The following is a 17302-nucleotide window of genomic DNA, read 5'->3' as shown; positions in this document are numbered from 1 at the left end:
CGCCCGTAAACCTCAGGCGAAATCACACCGGACAAGGTAGACTTTGTGCGTACAAGTTACGTCTTAACCAAGGGGAACGAATGACGTATCAACAAGCTGGACGCATTGCCGTACTCAAACGTGTGGCTGGCTGGGTAATTTTTATCCCGGCGGTAATTTCTACACTGATTTCGATTTTGAAGTTTATGGATGCGCATAGCGAAAAACAGGCGGGCATTAATGCCGTGATGCTGGATTTTGCTCATGTCATGATTGAGATGATGCGTTTCAATACGCCATTTTTAAATTTCTTCTGGTACAACTCGCCACAACCGGAGTTCCATCAGCAGGCAAACATTCTGTTCTGGGTCATCTACGCACTGATATTTGTTGGCCTCGCATTACAGGCATCTGGTGCACGTATGAGCCGCCAGGCGAAGTTTTTGCGTGAAGGTGTGCAAGATCAATTGATTCTGGAACAAGCAAAAGGCCCGGAAGGGTTAACGAAAGCGCAGATCGATGCAAAAATTGTCGTGCCGCGACACACGATTTTCCTGCAGATTTTCCCGCTCTATGTTTTACCCATCATCATTATCGTCATCGGCTACTTCTTCTTTTCATTACTGGGTTTTATCTAGAAAACGCCACTCCTGTTTGAGGAGTGGCGAAGCCATTACGCCGCCAGAACTCTATCTAATGCTTTTTCTGCGACCACTAAATGCTGACCGCCAAAAAGAATCGCCCGGTTAAGTAGGGTATAGAGTTGATAGACCGGTTGGCGCAGGAGGAAATCGGTGGGAAGAGGGGATATCGACTGGTAACCGTCATAGATTTGCGGTGGTTGATCAGGATGCAATGGCAACATTGCCAGGTCGCATTCACGATCTCCCCAGTAACACGCCGGATCGTAAATAAATGGACCATCAGGCCCCATTGCGCAATTTCCTGACCACAAATCACCATGTAGCAATGATGGCTGCGGCTGGTGGGAGGCAAGTGTTTGGTGTACAAAATCGACGATAAGATCGATATCACCAAATTGGATCCCTTTTTCAGCGGCGAGTTCTAACTGCCAGCCAATGCGTTGCTCCGCAAAAAATGTTGACCAGCGTCGTTGCCAGGCATTGGGTTGAGGGGTAGTGGAAAGATCATTATCAAAATCGAGGCCAAATTGCGGTTGCTCGCTCCATAGATGCAACCGTGCTAGCTGTTGCCCCAGCAAAAAGGCGTTATGTGCATCCAGCGGTTTTGATGGCATGTATTCGAGCAGCAGGAAGCTGTAATCGCGATCGCTGCCAACCGCCCAGACTTTAGGTACGCGTACCGTATTGCTGCGCGAAAGTAACTCAAGCTGGTCGGCTTCAGCAGTGAAGATGGGCAACATTTCACGCGCATCGCTTTTGACAAAGATCTCATGACCGGCATAGTGAATTCGCCAGGCGGCATGAATTTCTCCGCCGGGTAATTCCGTGCGTTGTTCAATTTCAGCAGTGCCGAGTTGTTCACTTAACAGACGACTAATAGCTTGCCACATGATGCTTCTCCCCAGGTTTTCTGGTAGATCATTAGCTTACCGCTGTTAACCAGGTCAAACTTCGAACTGACGCACATCCCCGGTCATGATATTTAAAACAAGGTTATTTACTCTCTTGTAGCCAGTTTTCCCATGTTGTTACTGACACTTCGGGTTCGATACCCAGCGCTAACTGACCAAGGCCACGGGATAACTCTTCAACTTCTGTCTGGCTTGATGTGCTTATTAACCCAAAAGTATTGATACCTAACTCGTGAATTTTCCCTTCGTCATCTGACATAGTGAGCAAAAAACCGCCGCGTGTCAGTTGGTTATTGAGTTCGTTAAGATCCGTGAGATTATTTTCCTGGAACTTAAATGTGACAACATAGCGCACGATGTCTCCGCTACTCATTATTCACCTCATTGTTATCCCGAAGGTTTTAGCATAGTTGATCTATATGAAATGGCGACTTTTGGCGAGACGACAAGCCACCATTCAGGAGTTAGTCGCTAACTACGCAAGTAATTGTAGATTTTTTGCGTATTTTCCAGTGAGCACAAACGAGTGCCATGATTTAGGGTGGCAGCACTACCTGCGGCGACACCGAAACGAACCATATCTAATAAAGGTGCGCCTTCCGCCAGTTTCAATGTCATTGCTCCGACCATGCTATCGCCTGCGCCAACCGTACTTTGGCTTTTGACTGGCGGTGGAACAACTTGCACACAACCGCTGGCATCAACACCAAGAGCACCTTGTGGACCAAGAGAAACCACCACGCGTTTCGCTTTTCCACTGTCGACAATCTCTTGTGCAGCTTGGCGCACATCGTCAGGCTGAGTGAGATCACGGTTTACTAATGCACTGAGTTCTTTTTGGTTTGGTTTAACCAACTCAATATTGCCGATTTCAAGGGTGGCTTTTAAGGCTTCGCCAGAGCTATCCACGATGCAGCGGATACCTGCTTTTTGAGCTGCTTTTACTAATGCGCAAAGTTTAGAAACGTTAATACCTGGTGGGAGACTGCCACTAATAACCAGAATGGCTTCGGGTTCAATGGACAATATTTTTTCTTCGAGTAAACGGAATTCATCATCGGTGAGTGCGGCTCCTGGCATCACAAAACGATACTGTTCGCCAGTTGATTCCGCATGAACATGTAAGTTTTGTCGAGTCCAATCGCATGCATTAACAGTATCAATAGCGACATGTTCATCTAGTAGAAGGGCACAAAGGTGTTCCCCGGTCGCGCCACCGGAAGGAAATATGGCTGTTGCCTGGCCTCCTAAGTGCACAATCGCTCGTGCAACGTTAATGCCGCCACCACCAGGTTCAAACACTGGAGCGGTACAGCGGAGTTTCCCCTCCGGGTAAATTTGTGCGGTTAATGTTGCGCTATCGAGCGAGGGAGCAAGTGTCAATGTATAAATCCGAGCCATATATCCTCCTTAATTTAGCGTTGGGATAAAGCGTAGCACTGTTTTAGCCCAAAGAATGTCAATTAACACAATGATTTATCAAATGATTTGTAAAAAGCAATAGAACACTATGTTTATGAAAATAAAGATGTTTTAAGAGCTCTCTTATTCAAAAAATGAAAGAAGAATTCATTGCTATGTTATTCGGGCTTTTTTATAATTTGTAACCTTTCTTGGCTCATAATTATTTGATCCACAGAAGAGATTCCGGAACCTTGATGGTTTCTTTTTATGTTGTACGGACGATTAAATGAATTTAGTTAAGACAGTACCGGCTGCAATTTTGCTGACCGGAAGTGCGCTATTGAGTCACTTTGCAATTGCAGATAATTCGGTTTTCACTGTCATGGATGACCCATCTACCGCTAAGAAACCGTTCGAAGGTAACCTGAATGCGGGTTACCTTGCGCAATCAGGTAACACCACAAGTTCTTCGTTGACTGCGAACACCAACATGACCTGGTACGACACATCTACCGCGTGGTCACTTTGGGGTAATGCAAACAACACGTCCTCTAACGATGAGCGCTCTTCTGAGACTTATGCTGCTGGTGGTCGTAGCCGTTACAACATGACTGATAGCGATTATCTATTTGGTCAGGCCAGCTGGTTAACAGACCGCTACAACGGATATCAGTCGCGTGATGTGTTGACCGCAGGTTATGGTCGTCAGTTCCTCAGTGGCCCGGTACACAGTCTGCGTGTGGAATTTGGTCCTGGCGTGCGTTATGACGAGTACACAGATGGCGGGCATAAGACTCAGCCGTTGGGTTACGCGTCAGGTATCTATAACTGGCAGCTGACCGATAACGCCAAATTTATCCAGGGTGTTTCTGTGCTGGGTAGTCAGGATACGACGGTAAACTCTGAAACTGCGCTTGAAGTTGCAATCAATGAGCACTTTGGTTTGCGGGTTGGCTACAACGTCACCTGGAACTCAAATCCACCTGATTCAGCTCCAGAGCATACAGATAGACGCACCGCAGTTACTCTTGGTTATAAGATGTAATTGGCAAAGCCGGGTAATTCCCGGCTTTAATGTTTTATTTTATCACTATGTGCTAATATTATTTTGGTCCATGGTTTTGTTTTAAATAAAATCCAATATGCCTGCTTTCCCTTCATAATCTCTCCACAATCTATCACTTCGACATATATTCAGTATCTTTGAAACTATTTGACAAATAAATTGACTGGGAAAAAGTGTGATCTGGATCTACTCTTATTTTGTGTAAGGCAATATGCCTGCTGGTCCACTAAATAAGAGAATAATGAATATGAAAACAATTAAATATACCGCTGCAGCAGCCGTACTCTCGGTGATTTCATTCGGTGCATTTGCAGCTCAACCTGCAACTACCACCACTTTGACAAGCAATACAGCCACCACGCAGACAGCACCATCCAGCACATGGCATGCCACTGATATTGAAGCTGGTTCAAATATCCAGCCGGGCGCTCAGTCAACTGGCCGTTCAATGGATGATGCTTTTGATGTCCACACCCTGGTTGCTGGCGAGTGGTATTAATAATTAACCAGTGCTGTTTAGTTTTCATTTATACGAACTTGCTAATTGATCGCTCATTTTTCAAATTCGTATGAAATAAAAAACCGGAGCAAGATGCCCGGTTTTTTATTTTCCTAGTCTTATAAACCGATAATGTAATTATTGGTCAGCGCAATGTTTAGAAAATCTTATTAGTTTCATTTGCATCTTTTTCGAGAATAAAAACGTATTTTCACTGATAGTTGCGTAAAAAAATAGGGATAAAACAGTCAGTTATTATTACCGGTATCAAGATGATTCTGGACTGAGAAACGCGACATACCCTCCTTAAAGTGATAGTATTCTCAACCGTCGTGAAGTTGTGAACCGCACATTCACGCAGGAATTGTGGACCCGGCCTTGCAATTGTAGGCGAGAAGGTGACGCAACCTATTGAAACTAAAGTAAAATACATGTTGCATGTGATCTTACGTGTGGGTCACCACTGCAGATAAGGACTTATTAATGCCTGTTATTACTCTTCCTGATGGCAGCCAACGCCATTACGACCATGCTGTTAGCCCGCTGGATGTAGCCCTGGACATCGGTCCTGGCCTTGCCAAAGCGTGTATCGCTGGCCGTGTTGATGGCGAACTGGTTGATGCATCTGATGTTATTGAGCACGATGCTAAACTCGCGATTATCACCGTTAAAGATGAAGCTGGCCTGGAGATTCTCCGCCACTCATGCGCCCACTTATTGGGTCATGCCATCAAACAACTGTGGCCGCACACTAAAATGGCGATTGGCCCGGTTATTGATAACGGTTTTTACTACGACGTTGACATTGACCACACGCTGACGCAGGAAGATCTTGAGCTGCTCGAGAAGCGTATGCACGAGCTGGCTGAGAAAGATTACGATGTCATCAAGAAGAAAGTGAGCTGGCACGAAGCCCGCGAAACTTTCGTTAACCGTGGCGAAAGCTACAAGGTTGCGATTCTTGATGAAAACATCAGCCATGATGATAAGCCAGGTCTGTATCATCATGAAGAATACGTTGATATGTGCCGTGGTCCGCACGTACCGAATATGCGTTTCTGCCATCATTTCAAACTGCAGAAAACATCCGGTGCATACTGGCGTGGCGACAGCAGCAACAAAATGCTGCAACGTATTTATGGCACCGCGTGGGCAGATAAAAAGCAACTGAATGCATATCTGCAACGCTTGGAAGAAGCCTCTAAACGTGACCACCGTAAAATTGGTAAGCAACTCGACCTGTATCATATGCAGGAAGAGGCGCCAGGTATGGTGTTCTGGCATAATGACGGCTGGACTATCTTCCGTGAGTTGGAAGTGTTTGTACGCTCCAAACTCAAAGAGTACCAATATCAGGAAGTGAAAGGCCCGTTCATGATGGACCGTGTGCTGTGGGAAAAAACCGGCCACTGGGACAACTATAAAGATGCGATGTTTACTACTTCTTCCGAGAACCGTGAATACTGCATCAAGCCAATGAACTGCCCGGGTCATGTGCAGATCTTTAACCAGGGTCTGAAGTCTTACCGCGACCTGCCATTACGTATGGCTGAGTTTGGTAGCTGTCACCGTAACGAGCCGTCAGGCGCGTTGCATGGCCTGATGCGTGTTCGTGGCTTTACTCAGGACGATGCTCACGTATTCTGTACCGAAGAGCAGGTTCGCGATGAAGTGAACAGCTGTATCCGCATGGTCTATGACATGTACAGCACCTTCGGTTTTGAAAAAATCGTTGTGAAGCTGTCTACCCGCCCGGAAAAACGCATCGGTACCGACGAAATGTGGGATCGTGCAGAGGCGGATTTGGCCGTAGCGCTGCAAGAAAATAATATACCGTTTGATTATCAACCGGGTGAGGGTGCATTCTATGGCCCTAAAATTGAATTTACCCTGTATGACTGCCTGGATCGTGCATGGCAGTGCGGCACTGTACAGCTGGACTTCTCTTTACCATCACGCCTGAACGCGTCTTATATCGGCGAAAGTAACGAACGCCTAGTTCCGGTAATGATTCACCGTGCAATTCTCGGGTCAATGGAACGTTTCATTGGTATCCTGACCGAAGAATTTGCGGGCTTCTTCCCAACTTGGCTGGCGCCGGTACAAGCAGTGGTTATGAATATCACTGATGGACAGTCTGATTATGTCGAAGAATTGACCCGTAAACTGCAAAATGCAGGCATTCGCGTAAAAGCAGACTTGAGAAATGAGAAGATTGGCTTTAAAATCCGTGAACACACGTTGCGTCGTGTCCCTTACATGTTAGTTTGTGGCGATAAAGAGGTCGAAGCAGGCAAAGTTGCCGTTCGTACCCGTCGTGGCAAAGATTTGGGGAGCATGGACGTCAACGAATTGATTGAAAAGCTGCAGAATGAAATTCGCAGTCGCAATCTTAATCAACTAGAGGAATAGAGTTATTAAAGGCGGAAAAAGAGTTCAACCGGCGCGTCCTAATCGCATAAACAGAGAAATTCGTGCCACTGAGGTTCGTCTGACAGGTATAGACGGCGAGCAACTAGGTATTGTGAGTCTGAATGAAGCTTTAGAAAAAGCCGAGGAGGCTGGGGTTGATTTAGTTGAAATCAGTCCTAATGCTGAACCGCCTGTTTGTCGAATTATGGATTACGGCAAATTCCTCTACGAAAAAAGCAAATCTTCTAAGGAACAGAAGAAGAAGCAAAAAGTTATTCAGGTCAAGGAAATCAAATTCCGACCTGGTACCGATGATGGCGACTATCAGGTAAAACTCCGCAGCCTGGTTCGCTTTCTGGAAGAGGGTGATAAAGCTAAAATCACACTGCGTTTCCGCGGTCGTGAAATGGCTCACCAACAGATTGGTATGGAAGTGCTTAACCGCGTCCGTGACGATCTGAGTGAACTGGCAGTCGTCGAATCCTTCCCATCGAAGATCGAAGGCCGTCAGATGATCATGGTGCTCGCTCCGAAGAAGAAACAGTAAGGCCATCAAGTAACAGTTCTCGCGAGGTTTCGGCCTCGTGAGTTTTGTTCGCCTTCTGGTTCGTTTTATTAACAATGCGAAGTGGAAAGTTATTAAATGCCAAAGATTAAAACTGTACGCGGCGCTGCTAAGCGCTTCAAAAAGACCGCCGGTGGTGGTTTTAAGCGTAAGCACGCTAACCTGCGTCATATTCTGACTAAAAAGTCTACTAAGCGTAAACGTCACCTGCGTCCGAAAGGTATGGTCTCCAAAGGGGATCTGGGCCTGGTCATCGCTTGCCTGCCGTACGCATAAGTAGCACTTTTTAATTAATTCAGAATATAGAACAGGAGAGCTAATATGGCTCGCGTAAAACGTGGTGTTATCGCACGTGCTCGTCACAAAAAAATCCTTAAACAAGCCAAAGGCTACTACGGTGCGCGTTCACGCGTATACCGCGTTGCTTTCCAGGCTGTTATCAAAGCTGGCCAATACGCTTACCGTGACCGTCGTCAACGTAAACGTCAATTTCGTCAGCTGTGGATTGCACGTATCAACGCTGCAGCTCGTCAGAACGGGATCTCTTACAGCAAATTCATCAACGGCTTGAAAAAAGCTTCTGTTGAAATCGACCGTAAGATCCTGGCTGACATCGCGGTATTCGACAAAGTGGCATTTACTGCACTAGTTGAAAAAGCGAAAGCAGCTCTGGCGTAAGCCAGTTATTAGGGGGAGCTTGCTCCCTCTTTTAATTTCTAACGGTAATGTTTAACACTGTTCAATAAGGTAACTGCAAGCATGAATGCTGCTATTTTCCGTTTCTTTTTTTACTTTAGCACCTGAACTCGGGGGCTTTGCGCGTAAGAAAAGAAACGAAAAATAGCGCCGAAAGCCTCCATAATGGAGGCTTTTTTTTTGCATCCTTTTTATCTTTGTATACGAATCAACTACCCCGGTAATTATGCCGGCATAAGAGGAATACCATGCCACATCTCGCAGAGCTGGTTGCCAACGCAACGGCCGCCATAAACGAGGCCCAGGATGTTGCCGCGTTAGACAACGTACGCGTCGAGTATTTAGGGAAAAAAGGTCATCTGACCCTCCAGATGACCACCCTACGTGAATTGCCAGCAGAAGAGCGCCCAGCAGCGGGTGCAGTAATTAATGAAGCCAAAGAGAAAGTGCAGGAAGCATTGAATGCTCGCAAAAATGCACTTGAAAGTGCTGCACTGAATGCTCGCCTGGCAGAAGAAACTATCGATATCTCACTGCCTGGCCGCCGTGTTGAAAATGGTGGTTTGCATCCAGTAACACGCACCATCGACCGTATTGAAAGCTTCTTCGGTGAGTTAGGCTTCACCGTGGCGACTGGCCCGGAAATCGAAGATGACTATCACAACTTCGATGCGCTGAATATTCCAGGCCATCACCCGGCTCGTGCTGACCACGATACATTCTGGTTCGATGCAACTCGTTTACTGCGCACCCAGACTTCTGGCGTTCAGATTCGCACCATGAAAGACAAGCAGCCGCCGATTCGTATTATCGCGCCGGGCCGCGTGTATCGTAACGACTACGATCAAACTCACACGCCAATGTTCCACCAGATGGAAGGTTTGATTGTTGATACCAATATCAACTTCGCCAACTTGAAAGGCACGATTCACGATTTCCTGAACAACTTCTTCGAAGCTGATTTGCAGATTCGTTTCCGCCCGTCCTACTTCCCGTTCACCGAACCATCCGCAGAAGTTGATGTGATGGGTAAAAATGGCAAATGGTTGGAAGTATTAGGCTGTGGCATGGTGCATCCGAACGTTCTGCGTAACGTTGGTATCGACCCAGAGGTTTATTCAGGCTTTGCTTTCGGTATGGGCATGGAACGTTTAACCATGCTGCGCTACGGCGTAACCGATTTGCGCGCATTCTTCGAAAATGATTTACGTTTCCTCAAACAGTTTAAATAAGGGCGGGATATCCAATGAAATTCAGTGAACTCTGGTTACGCGAATGGGTAAACCCAGCCAACAGTAGTGAAGAGCTTTCCGGTCAAATTACTATGGCTGGTCTTGAAGTTGATGGTGTTGATGCCGTTGCTGGCGAATTCAACGGCGTGGTCGTGGGTGAGGTGGTTGAGTGCGGCCAACATCCGAATGCTGACAAGCTGCGTGTAACAAAAGTTAATGTCGGTGGCGACCGTCTGTTAGACATCGTTTGTGGTGCACCAAATTGCCGTCAGGGCCTGAAAGTTGCTGTGGCAACCGTTGGTGCTGTTCTGCCAGGCGATTTCAAAATTAAAGCTGCAAAACTGCGCGGCGAGCCATCAGAAGGCATGCTCTGCTCATTCTCCGAGCTGGGTATTTCCGATGACCATAACGGTATTATTGAGCTGCCGCTGGATGCGCCGATTGGCACCGACATCCGCGAATACCTGAAGCTTGACGACAACACTATCGAAATCAGCGTCACGCCAAACCGCGCCGATTGCCTCGGTATCATCGGTGTTGCCCGTGATGTTGCGGTTGTGAACCAACTGCCATTAAACGTGCCAGAAATAGTTACTGTAGCGGCGACTATTACCGACACGCTGCCAATTCGTGTCGATGCGCCTGAAGCATGTCCACGTTACCTGGGCCGTGTGGTTAACGGCATCAACGTCAAAGCTCCTACGCCGCTGTGGATGAAAGAAAAACTGCGTCGTTGCGGTATTCGTTCTATCGATGCGGTAGTTGACGTGACTAACTACGTGCTGTTGGAACTTGGCCAGCCAATGCATGCGTTTGATAAAGACCGTATTGAAGGTGGCATCGTTGTGCGTATGGCAGAAGAGGGCGAAACCCTGACGCTGCTTGATGGTAACGAAGCGAAGTTGAATGCCGATACTCTGGTCATTGCTGATCACAACAAAGCGCTGGCAATGGGCGGCATCTTTGGTGGTGAACATTCTGGTGTGAATGATGAAACCCAGAACATACTGCTTGAGTGTGCATTCTTCAGCCCGCTGTCAATTACCGGCCGCGCGCGCCGCCATGGTTTGCATACCGATGCTTCTCATCGTTATGAGCGTGGTGTGGATTCAGCGTTGCAGTACAAAGCAATGGAACGTGCTACTCGTCTGTTGACTGATATCTGTGGCGGTGAAGCAGGCCCGGTAATTGATGTGACTAATGAAGCACATCTGCCAAAAGCTGCCACAATTACTCTGCGTCGCAGCAAGCTGGACCGTCTGATTGGCCATCATATTTCAGATGCGCAGGTTGGCGATATTCTGCGTCGTCTTGGCTGCGAAGTGACTGAAGGCGATAACCAGTGGACGGCAGTGGCTCCAAGCTGGCGCTTTGATATGCAGATTGAAGAAGATCTGGTTGAAGAAGTAGCGCGTGTTTATGGCTACAACAGCATTCCTAATGAGCCTGTACAAGCGGGTCTGATCATGGGTACTCACCGTGAAGCTGACCTTTCGCTCAAGCGTGTGAAAACCATGCTGGTCGATAAAGGCTACCAGGAAGTGATCACCTACAGCTTTGTTGATCCTAAAGTTCAACAACTGCTGCACCCGGGTGAAGAAAATCTGATTCTGCAAAGTCCAATTTCCAGCGAAATGTCAGCAATGCGTTTGTCCCTGCTGACCGGCCTGCTCAATACCGTGGTTTATAACCAAAACCGCCAGCAGGCGCGTGTGCGCATCTTTGAGTCCGGTTTACGCTTTGTTCCTGATACGCAGGCAGACCTGGGTATTCGTCAGGATCTTATGCTGGCTGGTGCGATCTGTGGCAACCGCTACGAAGAGCATTGGGATCTGGCGCGTAACACCGTCGACTTCTATGATTTGAAGGGCGATCTGGAAGCTGTTCTGGATCTGACCGGTAAACTTTCAGACATCGAATTTAAAGCAGCAAGCAACCCAGCCTTGCATCCAGGCCAAAGTGCTGCCATTTATTTATGCGGGGAATACGTTGGTTTCATTGGTGTTGTGCACCCGGAACTTGAACGTAAGCTTTCACTCAACGGTCGTACACTGGTGTTCGAAGTGCTGTGGAACAAGCTTGCAGACCGCGCTGTGCCTGAGTCTAAAGAGATTTCTCGTTTCCCTGCGAACCGCCGTGACATTGCAGTTGTGGTTGCAGAAAACGTTCCCGCAGCAGATATTTTGGCAGAGTGTAAGAAAGTTGGCGCAAATCAGGTAGTTGGCGTAAACTTGTTTGATGTGTACCGTGGTAAAGGCGTAGCCGAAGGTTATAAGAGCCTTGCCATAAGCCTTATCCTGCAGGATACGGGCCGTACACTCGAAGAAGAGGAGATGGCCGCTACCGTTGCAAAATGTGTAGAGGCATTAAAAGAGCGATTCCAGGCATCATTGAGGGATTGAACGTATGGCGCTTACAAAAGCTGAAATGTCAGAATATCTGTTTGATAAGCTAGGGCTTAGCAAACGTGATGCTAAAGAGTTGGTAGAACTGTTTTTCGAAGAGATCCGTCGTGCTTTGGAAAACGGCGAGCAGGTTAAACTATCAGGCTTTGGTAATTTTGACTTACGCGATAAAAACCAACGTCCCGGGCGTAACCCGAAGACTGGTGAAGATATTCCTATCACGGCACGCCGTGTAGTGACCTTCCGACCTGGTCAGAAGTTGAAGAGTAGGGTTGAAAACGCGTCGCCGAAAGACGAGTAACCTGAATTAACCAAAAAGGCCGCTTTAGCGGCCTTTTTCTTTGCTTAAAATCCAGCAATTTATCTCAGTTAAATGCCGCAGCAAGAAACGTCTCTACGACAGATTAGCAATTTGCGCCGCCATATCATCCAGTAGCTGGAAGCGGCGACGATATTCCGCACGTTTCTTACTGGCGATGCTCTCAAGAGTTTTTCGTTCCAACTGCAAAGGGAGCTGCCAACGGCATGCGTTGTCTTTTATACCTTCAATGGATTGCCAGAAATCATCATAACTTGCGTGGAAATGGCGGCCTTTACTTAACCGGTATCGCAGCGCTCTGAAGACATGACCATTATCGCTGACCCCATATACGCTGGAAATTCCGCTCCGGGCTGCTAATTGCCAGATAAACTCCATCAGAAGACGTTTAGGGAACAGACCGTAGCAGGCTCGTGTTGCCTGCTTTATTACCTCATGAGCTACTTCCCGTCTTGGACCCTGTAGGCCACCAATCATAAGCTGCCATTGGTCTTTGGAGCGTAAAACGCTAAAAGTGAGACTGGCGAGCACGTGTTGGTTGCTGTCCTTAAGCCACAGTGTACTTTCACCTTCACGTTCGGCACTTCCTGCACAAGAAGACGAGAGCGAAAACTGACTGTCATCTTTTCCTGTAAGGGTCACCAGTGTTTTTTCTTGTACCGCAATTAATGCGCTAGCCAACTGCTTTGATGATAATGAGTCCACGAACTGATAATGCCCGATCACCGCGTCAGCACGTTGGCTGGCATTTAATCCCCGAACTAAATATTGGCGATGTGGCTTACTTGGTAATGTTATTTGCGCCTTTAACATCTGCTCAAAATCAGGTCGCAATGCAAGGCTCTCGAGCATCCGGCGAGTGGGGGAGTAGAAGAGGGCTGCGCGCATCATAAATTTAAACCGATAATTACGCTTGTGCCATATTGCACCCGGGAGCAGTTTTCCTGTAATGAGATCAGAAATAAGGTTTCTGTCGGGAGTTTGCAGATATGTATTTTGCAGAGTGTTGTCAGACACGGTAATTACCTTTCCTTGAATTTTTATTTATTTTAATCCCTGCAGTCTGCAATGATCACGCCTTGCCTTCTTATAATCACACTTCGTTTATTCTCGATTTAATATTCGTAATGCCGTTGATAAATAATGGTTATTTATTAAATAATTACAAAGCTAATTATGACGTGATGGAGTTTTATAGTCTCTGTGGTTGGTTATATATGGAAGTGAAAGTATCAGTGCTAATTCCTCCGTAAATTATTATCTATTTACCTTCTATATATTATTGGGCGCGTAGAATAGAAGAAATCTCACACGCAGACCCGCGCGCTTCCTTTAGCGCTTGTCGGATGTAGGAAACTCCCCGTAAAATCAGTTGCATGAATTCACTCTCATCGGATCTTTCCAAGCAGATGCTCACTTTTGTCGCTCAACAACGCCGCCACGAACGCCGCTGGCTACTTGCATTGTTTGCCACAATGTTGGGGATGGTGGTGCTGAGTTTAAGCGCCGGGGACCAGTGGTTTTCTCCTCAACACTGGATGCGTGAGGATGCACAGTTGTTCATCTGGCAGATCCGTATGCCCCGTACCTTAGCAGTGCTCTTGGTTGGCGCGGCATTGGCGATTTCTGGTACCATTATGCAGGCCCTATTCGAAAACCCACTGGCCGAGCCTGGTCTGCTTGGTGTCTCCAATGGAGCAGGGGTTGCGCTGGTAGCGGCAGTATTACTTGGACAAGGGATGCTGCCAGACTGGATTCTGGGTATTTGCGCGATCGCCGGTGCGCTGATTATCACTTTTATCCTGCTGCGTTTTTCGCGGCGCCATCTTTCTAATAGTCGATTGCTGCTTGCAGGTGTGGCCCTGGGGATTATCTGTAGTGCACTGATGACCTGGGCTATCTATTTCAGTTCAAGCCTCGACTTACGCCAGTTAATGTATTGGATGATGGGTGGTTTTGGCGGTGTAGACTGGCGGCAATGGTGGCTGATGATAACTCTGCTTCCTGTCATGCTGTGGTTATGTCGGAACTATGCGCCATTAAACTTAATGGCATTGGGTGAAATGTCTGCTCGTCAGCTAGGTCTACCAGTTTGGTTGTGGCGTAATATTATGGTTATTGCAACAGGATGGCTGGTCGGTGTGAGTGTGGCACTTGCCGGCGCTATTGGTTTTATCGGCCTGGTCATCCCGCATATGCTGCGTCTGAAGGGGCTAACGGATCATCGTATTTTATTGCCCGCCAGTGCGCTGGCTGGAGCAACAGTGTTGCTTGGCGCTGATGTCATTGCACGTCTGGCGCTGGTTTCAGCCGAATTGCCGATAGGTGTTGTGACAGCAACGCTGGGCGCTCCGCTATTTATATGGCTACTATTAAAGGCTGGTAAGTAAAGTGTCTGTAATAAAAGGCTTATTTTTTTACCCAGCTTATATTGGGACACTTTGGGGGCTTGCTTAACCCAGCTTCTCATTCAGCATGCCTATCTGATCATTATTCATAGTGGCAATCCATTTTGAATAAATCATGTAGACCATCTGTGCATTTTCATGCCCCATCTGACTGGCTATAAACGATGGGTTTGCACCAGCGGATAACAGCCAGCATGCATACGTATGCCTGGAGTGGTAAGGAGAGCGGTGCCTGATGCCAGCTCTCTCCATTGCTCGCTCCCATGATCCTTTTATTGTATTCGAAGAATAATGGCTGCTCTTACTGGTACACTCATGGCGAGGAACAAAGCAAAAACTCAGCGTCTGTTTTTCATGCTTCCCTCGCTCGCGGTGGTGAAATGTTATTTCAGTCGCCTCCATGTGGCCAGTGAGTATGAACTGTCGCTTGAGAGCCTCCAGCGCAGGTTTAAGCAATTGAACAGTTCTGTTCCCCGCGTGAGTTTTGGGTGGTGTAGAGGTGCTGAGTGGGCAGTTGCTCCCACCTAAATAGCAACTTCATCATTGCGAATTAATATATGGCCTCGGCATTTGCCGGGGCTTTTTTATTCCCTTCACACAGCACCCGCACCAAGCGAGGTGAGAGCATGTACCGAATGGAAAAATTAACCACTGGCGCAGCCTACGGCGCCTCAATTGGCAGCATAGCCAATGGCATCCTTAACGCCTACAGCCCAGAACAGTGGAATGCCATTGGTGTACTGGCCGGGATACTGATAGCCATCCTGACTTATCTGACCAACCTTTATTTCAAGATCAAAGAAGATCGGCGCAAGGATGGGAGCCAACATGAACCCGACACTTAGAAATAAGCTGGTGGCCACGATAGCCAGTGGAGCCGGTGCAATTACAATTGCTGGTGTGATGCTGGGTAATGCTGATGGTGTAGAAGGTCGTCGATATTATGCATACCAGGATGTAGTAGACGTCTGGACTATTTGCGATGGTCATACGGGCAGTGACATCCGTCGTGGGTATCGCTATTCAAACCGGGAATGTGATGCGTTGCTTAAGTCAGACCTGAGCAAGGTTGCTAAGGCTATTGATCTGTTAATTCGTATTCCTATACCTGAGCCAACACGCGCCGCTCTCTATTCTTTCACCTATAACGTCGGTGCCGGAGCTTTTGCCAAATCGACTCTACTGAAGAAGCTGAATACAGGTGATATCAATGGCGCTTGTGATGAGCTGAAGCGGTGGACATTTGCTGATGGTGTGCAGTGGAAAGGGCTTATCTCCCGCAGAGATATTGAGTACGCAGTATGTACCTGGGAACAATAATGAAAATCCCTTACCAGCTCCTGATCTCATTGTTCGTGTGTAGCCTTGCTGGTGGCCTGATCTGGAGTGCTAACTACTACCACACCAAATATCAGGATGAGATACAGCGTGCTGATAAAGCAGAGCATGATATCACCTTGGGGAATCAGGTGATTAGCGATATGCAGACACGTCAGCGTGATGTTGCTGCGCTCGATGCAAAATACACCGGAGAACTGGCGAATGCCAAAGCGACTATTGAACAGTTGCAGCGTGATGTTGCTGCTGGCACTAAGCGGTTGCGCCTCGCCGCTTAGTGCCCTGGTGTGTCCTCAACCACCAGCCCCACCAGCGTGGATGATGCTATCAGCCCCCGACTTACTGACGCCGCTCAACGGGATTATTTCACCCTCAGAGAGCGAATCGAAACCAGCAGCAAAATGATTTCAGGCTTGCAGATCTACATCAGACTGAAATGAATCAAACCACTGGCCTAGAACTAGCAAGTATTGCATGAGTTCTTCGCACTCCATGGCAGACTACTTTAAGATTAACCTGTTTCCCTTAAATAGGTAGGCTAAAGGTGTATAATTAGGTCATAACTCATAGGATTTCAAAGGGACAACTGACTTCAACTTTATTGTCAGAATTGCTGTATCATGAGACGATACACGAAGAACCTACAAGAGTATTATGTCATGGCTGCTTCAAAAGAAATTAATAGTGCAATTGAAAAATTAACATCATTTCGAAACACTGCCAGTGAAATGGCAGATGTAAATTTAACACTAATTGAAAAGTTGTTGAATGGATTTACTGAAGTTAGTAAAGGCAGTGGTAATATAAATGATTATTATATGTCATTTAGCAGTGACTTATCGAAGTCTATTGATGCATTACAGGAATATAACAAATCCATCGAGGACTATATTGAAGCGATGAAGTTGTTATCTAGTATCAAGGATGGAAATAATAATGGATACTGATAATATTAGCGCCTTGCTTTCAAGGGTTAGCGGTGTAAAAAATGAGAGCCAAAAAGTTGACAAAGCTGCGGATGAAATAGAAGCCGTTGTTCAAGCCCAGATACATCGTGATGGAAAAACACGAAGTACTCTAACGCTCACATTTATGAGGGGTTTTTTTGGGCTTCTGATCTTTTCTTTTTTCTTTGTTCTCATTTACAATTACTGTGCGGTCCAGTGGAGTATCTCTTTGAAAGCTGCAGGTTTATTGGAAGAATCAAAATCCATTGCATTACTTGAAGTGGACAAAGTGTTATCCATTATGATAAGTGCTCTGGGCACATCGCTCGGTTTTATTATTGGTTACTATTTCAAAGAAAAAAAATAACATCTTAATTTTATAATAAAAAGCCACCAGGTGACTGGTGGCTTTTTATTATTATTTTTTTTGGTAGGGCTACGTTTTAAAATTTTTTACATAACATAATATTATGTTCG

The 17302-nt window shown here is 46.8% G+C and carries 22 protein-coding genes, 1 pseudogene and 1 other annotated feature; of the genes and pseudogenes, 18 read left to right on the top strand and 5 right to left on the bottom strand.

Going from position 1 to position 17302, the window contains the following annotated elements:
• Positions 1 to 80: 80 nt before the first annotated feature.
• Positions 81 to 617 (top strand): YniB family protein, encoded by a 537-nt coding sequence (locus GC128_RS18000; RefSeq protein WP_064518235.1) that lies wholly within the window; start codon positions 81 to 83, stop codon positions 615 to 617.
• Between the two features lie 35 nt (positions 618 to 652).
• On the opposite strand, the gene GC128_RS17995 is transcribed toward GC128_RS18000, so the two are convergent.
• The 3 genes from GC128_RS17995 to pfkB form a co-directional block, all read right to left on the bottom strand.
• Positions 653 to 1513, bottom strand: coding sequence for a fructosamine kinase family protein (locus GC128_RS17995; protein WP_151995437.1), 861 nt, complete (start codon positions 1511 to 1513; stop codon positions 653 to 655).
• Positions 1514 to 1616: 103 nt separating this feature from the next.
• Positions 1617 to 1907 carry a type V toxin-antitoxin system endoribonuclease antitoxin GhoS gene (gene ghoS / locus GC128_RS17990; protein ID WP_134183131.1) on the bottom strand — a complete coding sequence of 97 codons (291 nt, stop codon included), beginning with the start codon at positions 1905 to 1907 and terminating at the stop codon, positions 1617 to 1619.
• Between the two features lie 98 nt (positions 1908 to 2005).
• Positions 2006 to 2935, bottom strand: coding sequence for a 6-phosphofructokinase II (pfkB, locus tag GC128_RS17985; RefSeq protein ID WP_064518250.1), 930 nt, complete (start codon positions 2933 to 2935; stop codon positions 2006 to 2008).
• Positions 2936 to 3224: 289 nt separating this feature from the next.
• On the opposite strand from pfkB, the gene GC128_RS17980 reads away from it, so the two are divergent.
• From GC128_RS17980 to ihfA, 10 genes are all read left to right on the top strand, one after another.
• The gene (locus GC128_RS17980) at positions 3225 to 3983 is read left to right on the top strand and encodes a DUF481 domain-containing protein (protein ID WP_151995436.1); all 759 of its coding nucleotides are present in this window, start codon (positions 3225 to 3227) and stop codon (positions 3981 to 3983) included.
• Positions 3984 to 4251: 268 nt separating this feature from the next.
• Positions 4252 to 4503 (top strand): YdgH/BhsA/McbA family protein, encoded by a 252-nt coding sequence (locus tag GC128_RS17975; RefSeq protein ID WP_151995435.1) that lies wholly within the window; start codon positions 4252 to 4254, stop codon positions 4501 to 4503.
• A gap of 483 nt (positions 4504 to 4986) precedes the next feature.
• The gene (thrS, locus tag GC128_RS17970) at positions 4987 to 6915 is read left to right on the top strand and encodes a threonine--tRNA ligase (protein WP_064518256.1); all 1929 of its coding nucleotides are present in this window, start codon (positions 4987 to 4989) and stop codon (positions 6913 to 6915) included.
• Positions 6916 to 6919: 4 nt separating this feature from the next.
• Positions 6920 to 7462 carry a translation initiation factor IF-3 gene (gene infC, locus GC128_RS17965; RefSeq protein WP_072009408.1) on the top strand — a complete coding sequence of 181 codons (543 nt, stop codon included), beginning with the start codon at positions 6920 to 6922 and terminating at the stop codon, positions 7460 to 7462.
• Positions 7463 to 7558: 96 nt separating this feature from the next.
• Positions 7559 to 7756 (top strand): 50S ribosomal protein L35, encoded by a 198-nt coding sequence (gene rpmI, locus GC128_RS17960; protein ID WP_005968897.1) that lies wholly within the window; start codon positions 7559 to 7561, stop codon positions 7754 to 7756.
• Between the two features lie 45 nt (positions 7757 to 7801).
• A complete protein-coding gene (gene rplT, locus GC128_RS17955) occupies positions 7802 to 8158 on the top strand; it encodes a 50S ribosomal protein L20 (protein WP_000124850.1) in 357 nt (118 codons plus the stop codon).
• Between the two features lie 76 nt (positions 8159 to 8234).
• Positions 8235 to 8358: a sequence feature (Phe leader region), on the top strand.
• A complete protein-coding gene (pheM, locus tag GC128_RS17950; protein WP_001386830.1) occupies positions 8240 to 8284 on the top strand; it encodes a pheST operon leader peptide PheM in 45 nt (14 codons plus the stop codon). Its footprint overlaps the feature before it by 45 nt.
• A 66-nt stretch (positions 8359 to 8424) precedes the next feature.
• Positions 8425 to 9408, top strand: coding sequence for a phenylalanine--tRNA ligase subunit alpha (gene pheS / locus GC128_RS17945; RefSeq protein ID WP_034455974.1), 984 nt, complete (start codon positions 8425 to 8427; stop codon positions 9406 to 9408).
• Between the two features lie 14 nt (positions 9409 to 9422).
• Positions 9423 to 11810, top strand: a complete 2388-nt coding sequence (pheT, locus tag GC128_RS17940; RefSeq protein WP_151995434.1) for a phenylalanine--tRNA ligase subunit beta — start codon at positions 9423 to 9425, stop codon at positions 11808 to 11810.
• Between the two features lie 4 nt (positions 11811 to 11814).
• Positions 11815 to 12114 carry an integration host factor subunit alpha gene (gene ihfA / locus GC128_RS17935; RefSeq protein WP_001229265.1) on the top strand — a complete coding sequence of 100 codons (300 nt, stop codon included), beginning with the start codon at positions 11815 to 11817 and terminating at the stop codon, positions 12112 to 12114.
• A gap of 93 nt (positions 12115 to 12207) precedes the next feature.
• Here the strand turns inward: ihfA and GC128_RS17930 are convergent, their stop codons facing one another.
• Positions 12208 to 13149 (bottom strand): VirK/YbjX family protein, encoded by a 942-nt coding sequence (locus tag GC128_RS17930; protein ID WP_151995433.1) that lies wholly within the window; start codon positions 13147 to 13149, stop codon positions 12208 to 12210.
• Positions 13150 to 13541: 392 nt separating this feature from the next.
• On the opposite strand from GC128_RS17930, the gene btuC reads away from it, so the two are divergent.
• Positions 13542 to 14522, top strand: coding sequence for a vitamin B12 ABC transporter permease BtuC (gene btuC, locus GC128_RS17925; protein ID WP_151995518.1), 981 nt, complete (start codon positions 13542 to 13544; stop codon positions 14520 to 14522).
• Positions 14523 to 14585: 63 nt separating this feature from the next.
• Here the strand turns inward: btuC and GC128_RS17920 are convergent.
• A pseudogene (locus tag GC128_RS17920) lies at positions 14586 to 15032 on the bottom strand (tyrosine-type recombinase/integrase); the annotation flags it as partial.
• 134 nt (positions 15033 to 15166) lie between these two features.
• On the opposite strand from GC128_RS17920, the gene GC128_RS17915 reads away from it, so the two are divergent.
• The 6 genes from GC128_RS17915 (at position 15167) to GC128_RS17895 (ending at position 17192) form a co-directional block, all read left to right on the top strand.
• Positions 15167 to 15385, top strand: coding sequence for a class II holin family protein (locus GC128_RS17915; RefSeq protein ID WP_151995431.1), 219 nt, complete (start codon positions 15167 to 15169; stop codon positions 15383 to 15385).
• Positions 15369 to 15860: a lysozyme gene (locus tag GC128_RS17910; RefSeq protein ID WP_151995430.1), complete on the top strand. Its 492-nt coding sequence runs from the start codon at positions 15369 to 15371 to the stop codon at positions 15858 to 15860. Before GC128_RS17915 ends, GC128_RS17910 begins: the two co-directional genes overlap by 17 nt.
• Complete coding sequence (locus GC128_RS23315; protein ID WP_226812170.1) at positions 15860 to 16156, top strand: lysis system i-spanin subunit Rz; 297 nt, start codon at positions 15860 to 15862, stop codon at positions 16154 to 16156. Before GC128_RS17910 ends, GC128_RS23315 begins: the two co-directional genes overlap by 1 nt.
• Positions 16041 to 16283, top strand: a complete 243-nt coding sequence (locus tag GC128_RS23310) for an Rz1 family lipoprotein (protein WP_407643527.1) — start codon at positions 16041 to 16043, stop codon at positions 16281 to 16283. Before GC128_RS23315 ends, GC128_RS23310 begins: the two co-directional genes overlap by 116 nt.
• Before the next feature lie 254 nt (positions 16284 to 16537).
• Positions 16538 to 16825: a hypothetical protein gene (locus GC128_RS17900; protein WP_151995429.1), complete on the top strand. Its 288-nt coding sequence runs from the start codon at positions 16538 to 16540 to the stop codon at positions 16823 to 16825.
• Positions 16815 to 17192, top strand: a complete 378-nt coding sequence (locus GC128_RS17895) for a hypothetical protein (protein WP_151995428.1) — start codon at positions 16815 to 16817, stop codon at positions 17190 to 17192. The genes GC128_RS17900 and GC128_RS17895 overlap by 11 nt, the downstream gene beginning before the upstream one ends.
• The last annotated feature ends 110 nt before the right edge of the window (positions 17193 to 17302 follow it).

Origin of the sequence: Buttiauxella massiliensis (assembly GCF_902500225.1) — a bacterium.
Classification (GTDB): Bacteria; Pseudomonadota; Gammaproteobacteria; order Enterobacterales; family Enterobacteriaceae; genus Buttiauxella; species Buttiauxella massiliensis.
The sequence above is the reverse complement of the archived record's forward strand: the minus strand, read 5'-3'. Positions and strand labels throughout refer to the sequence as shown.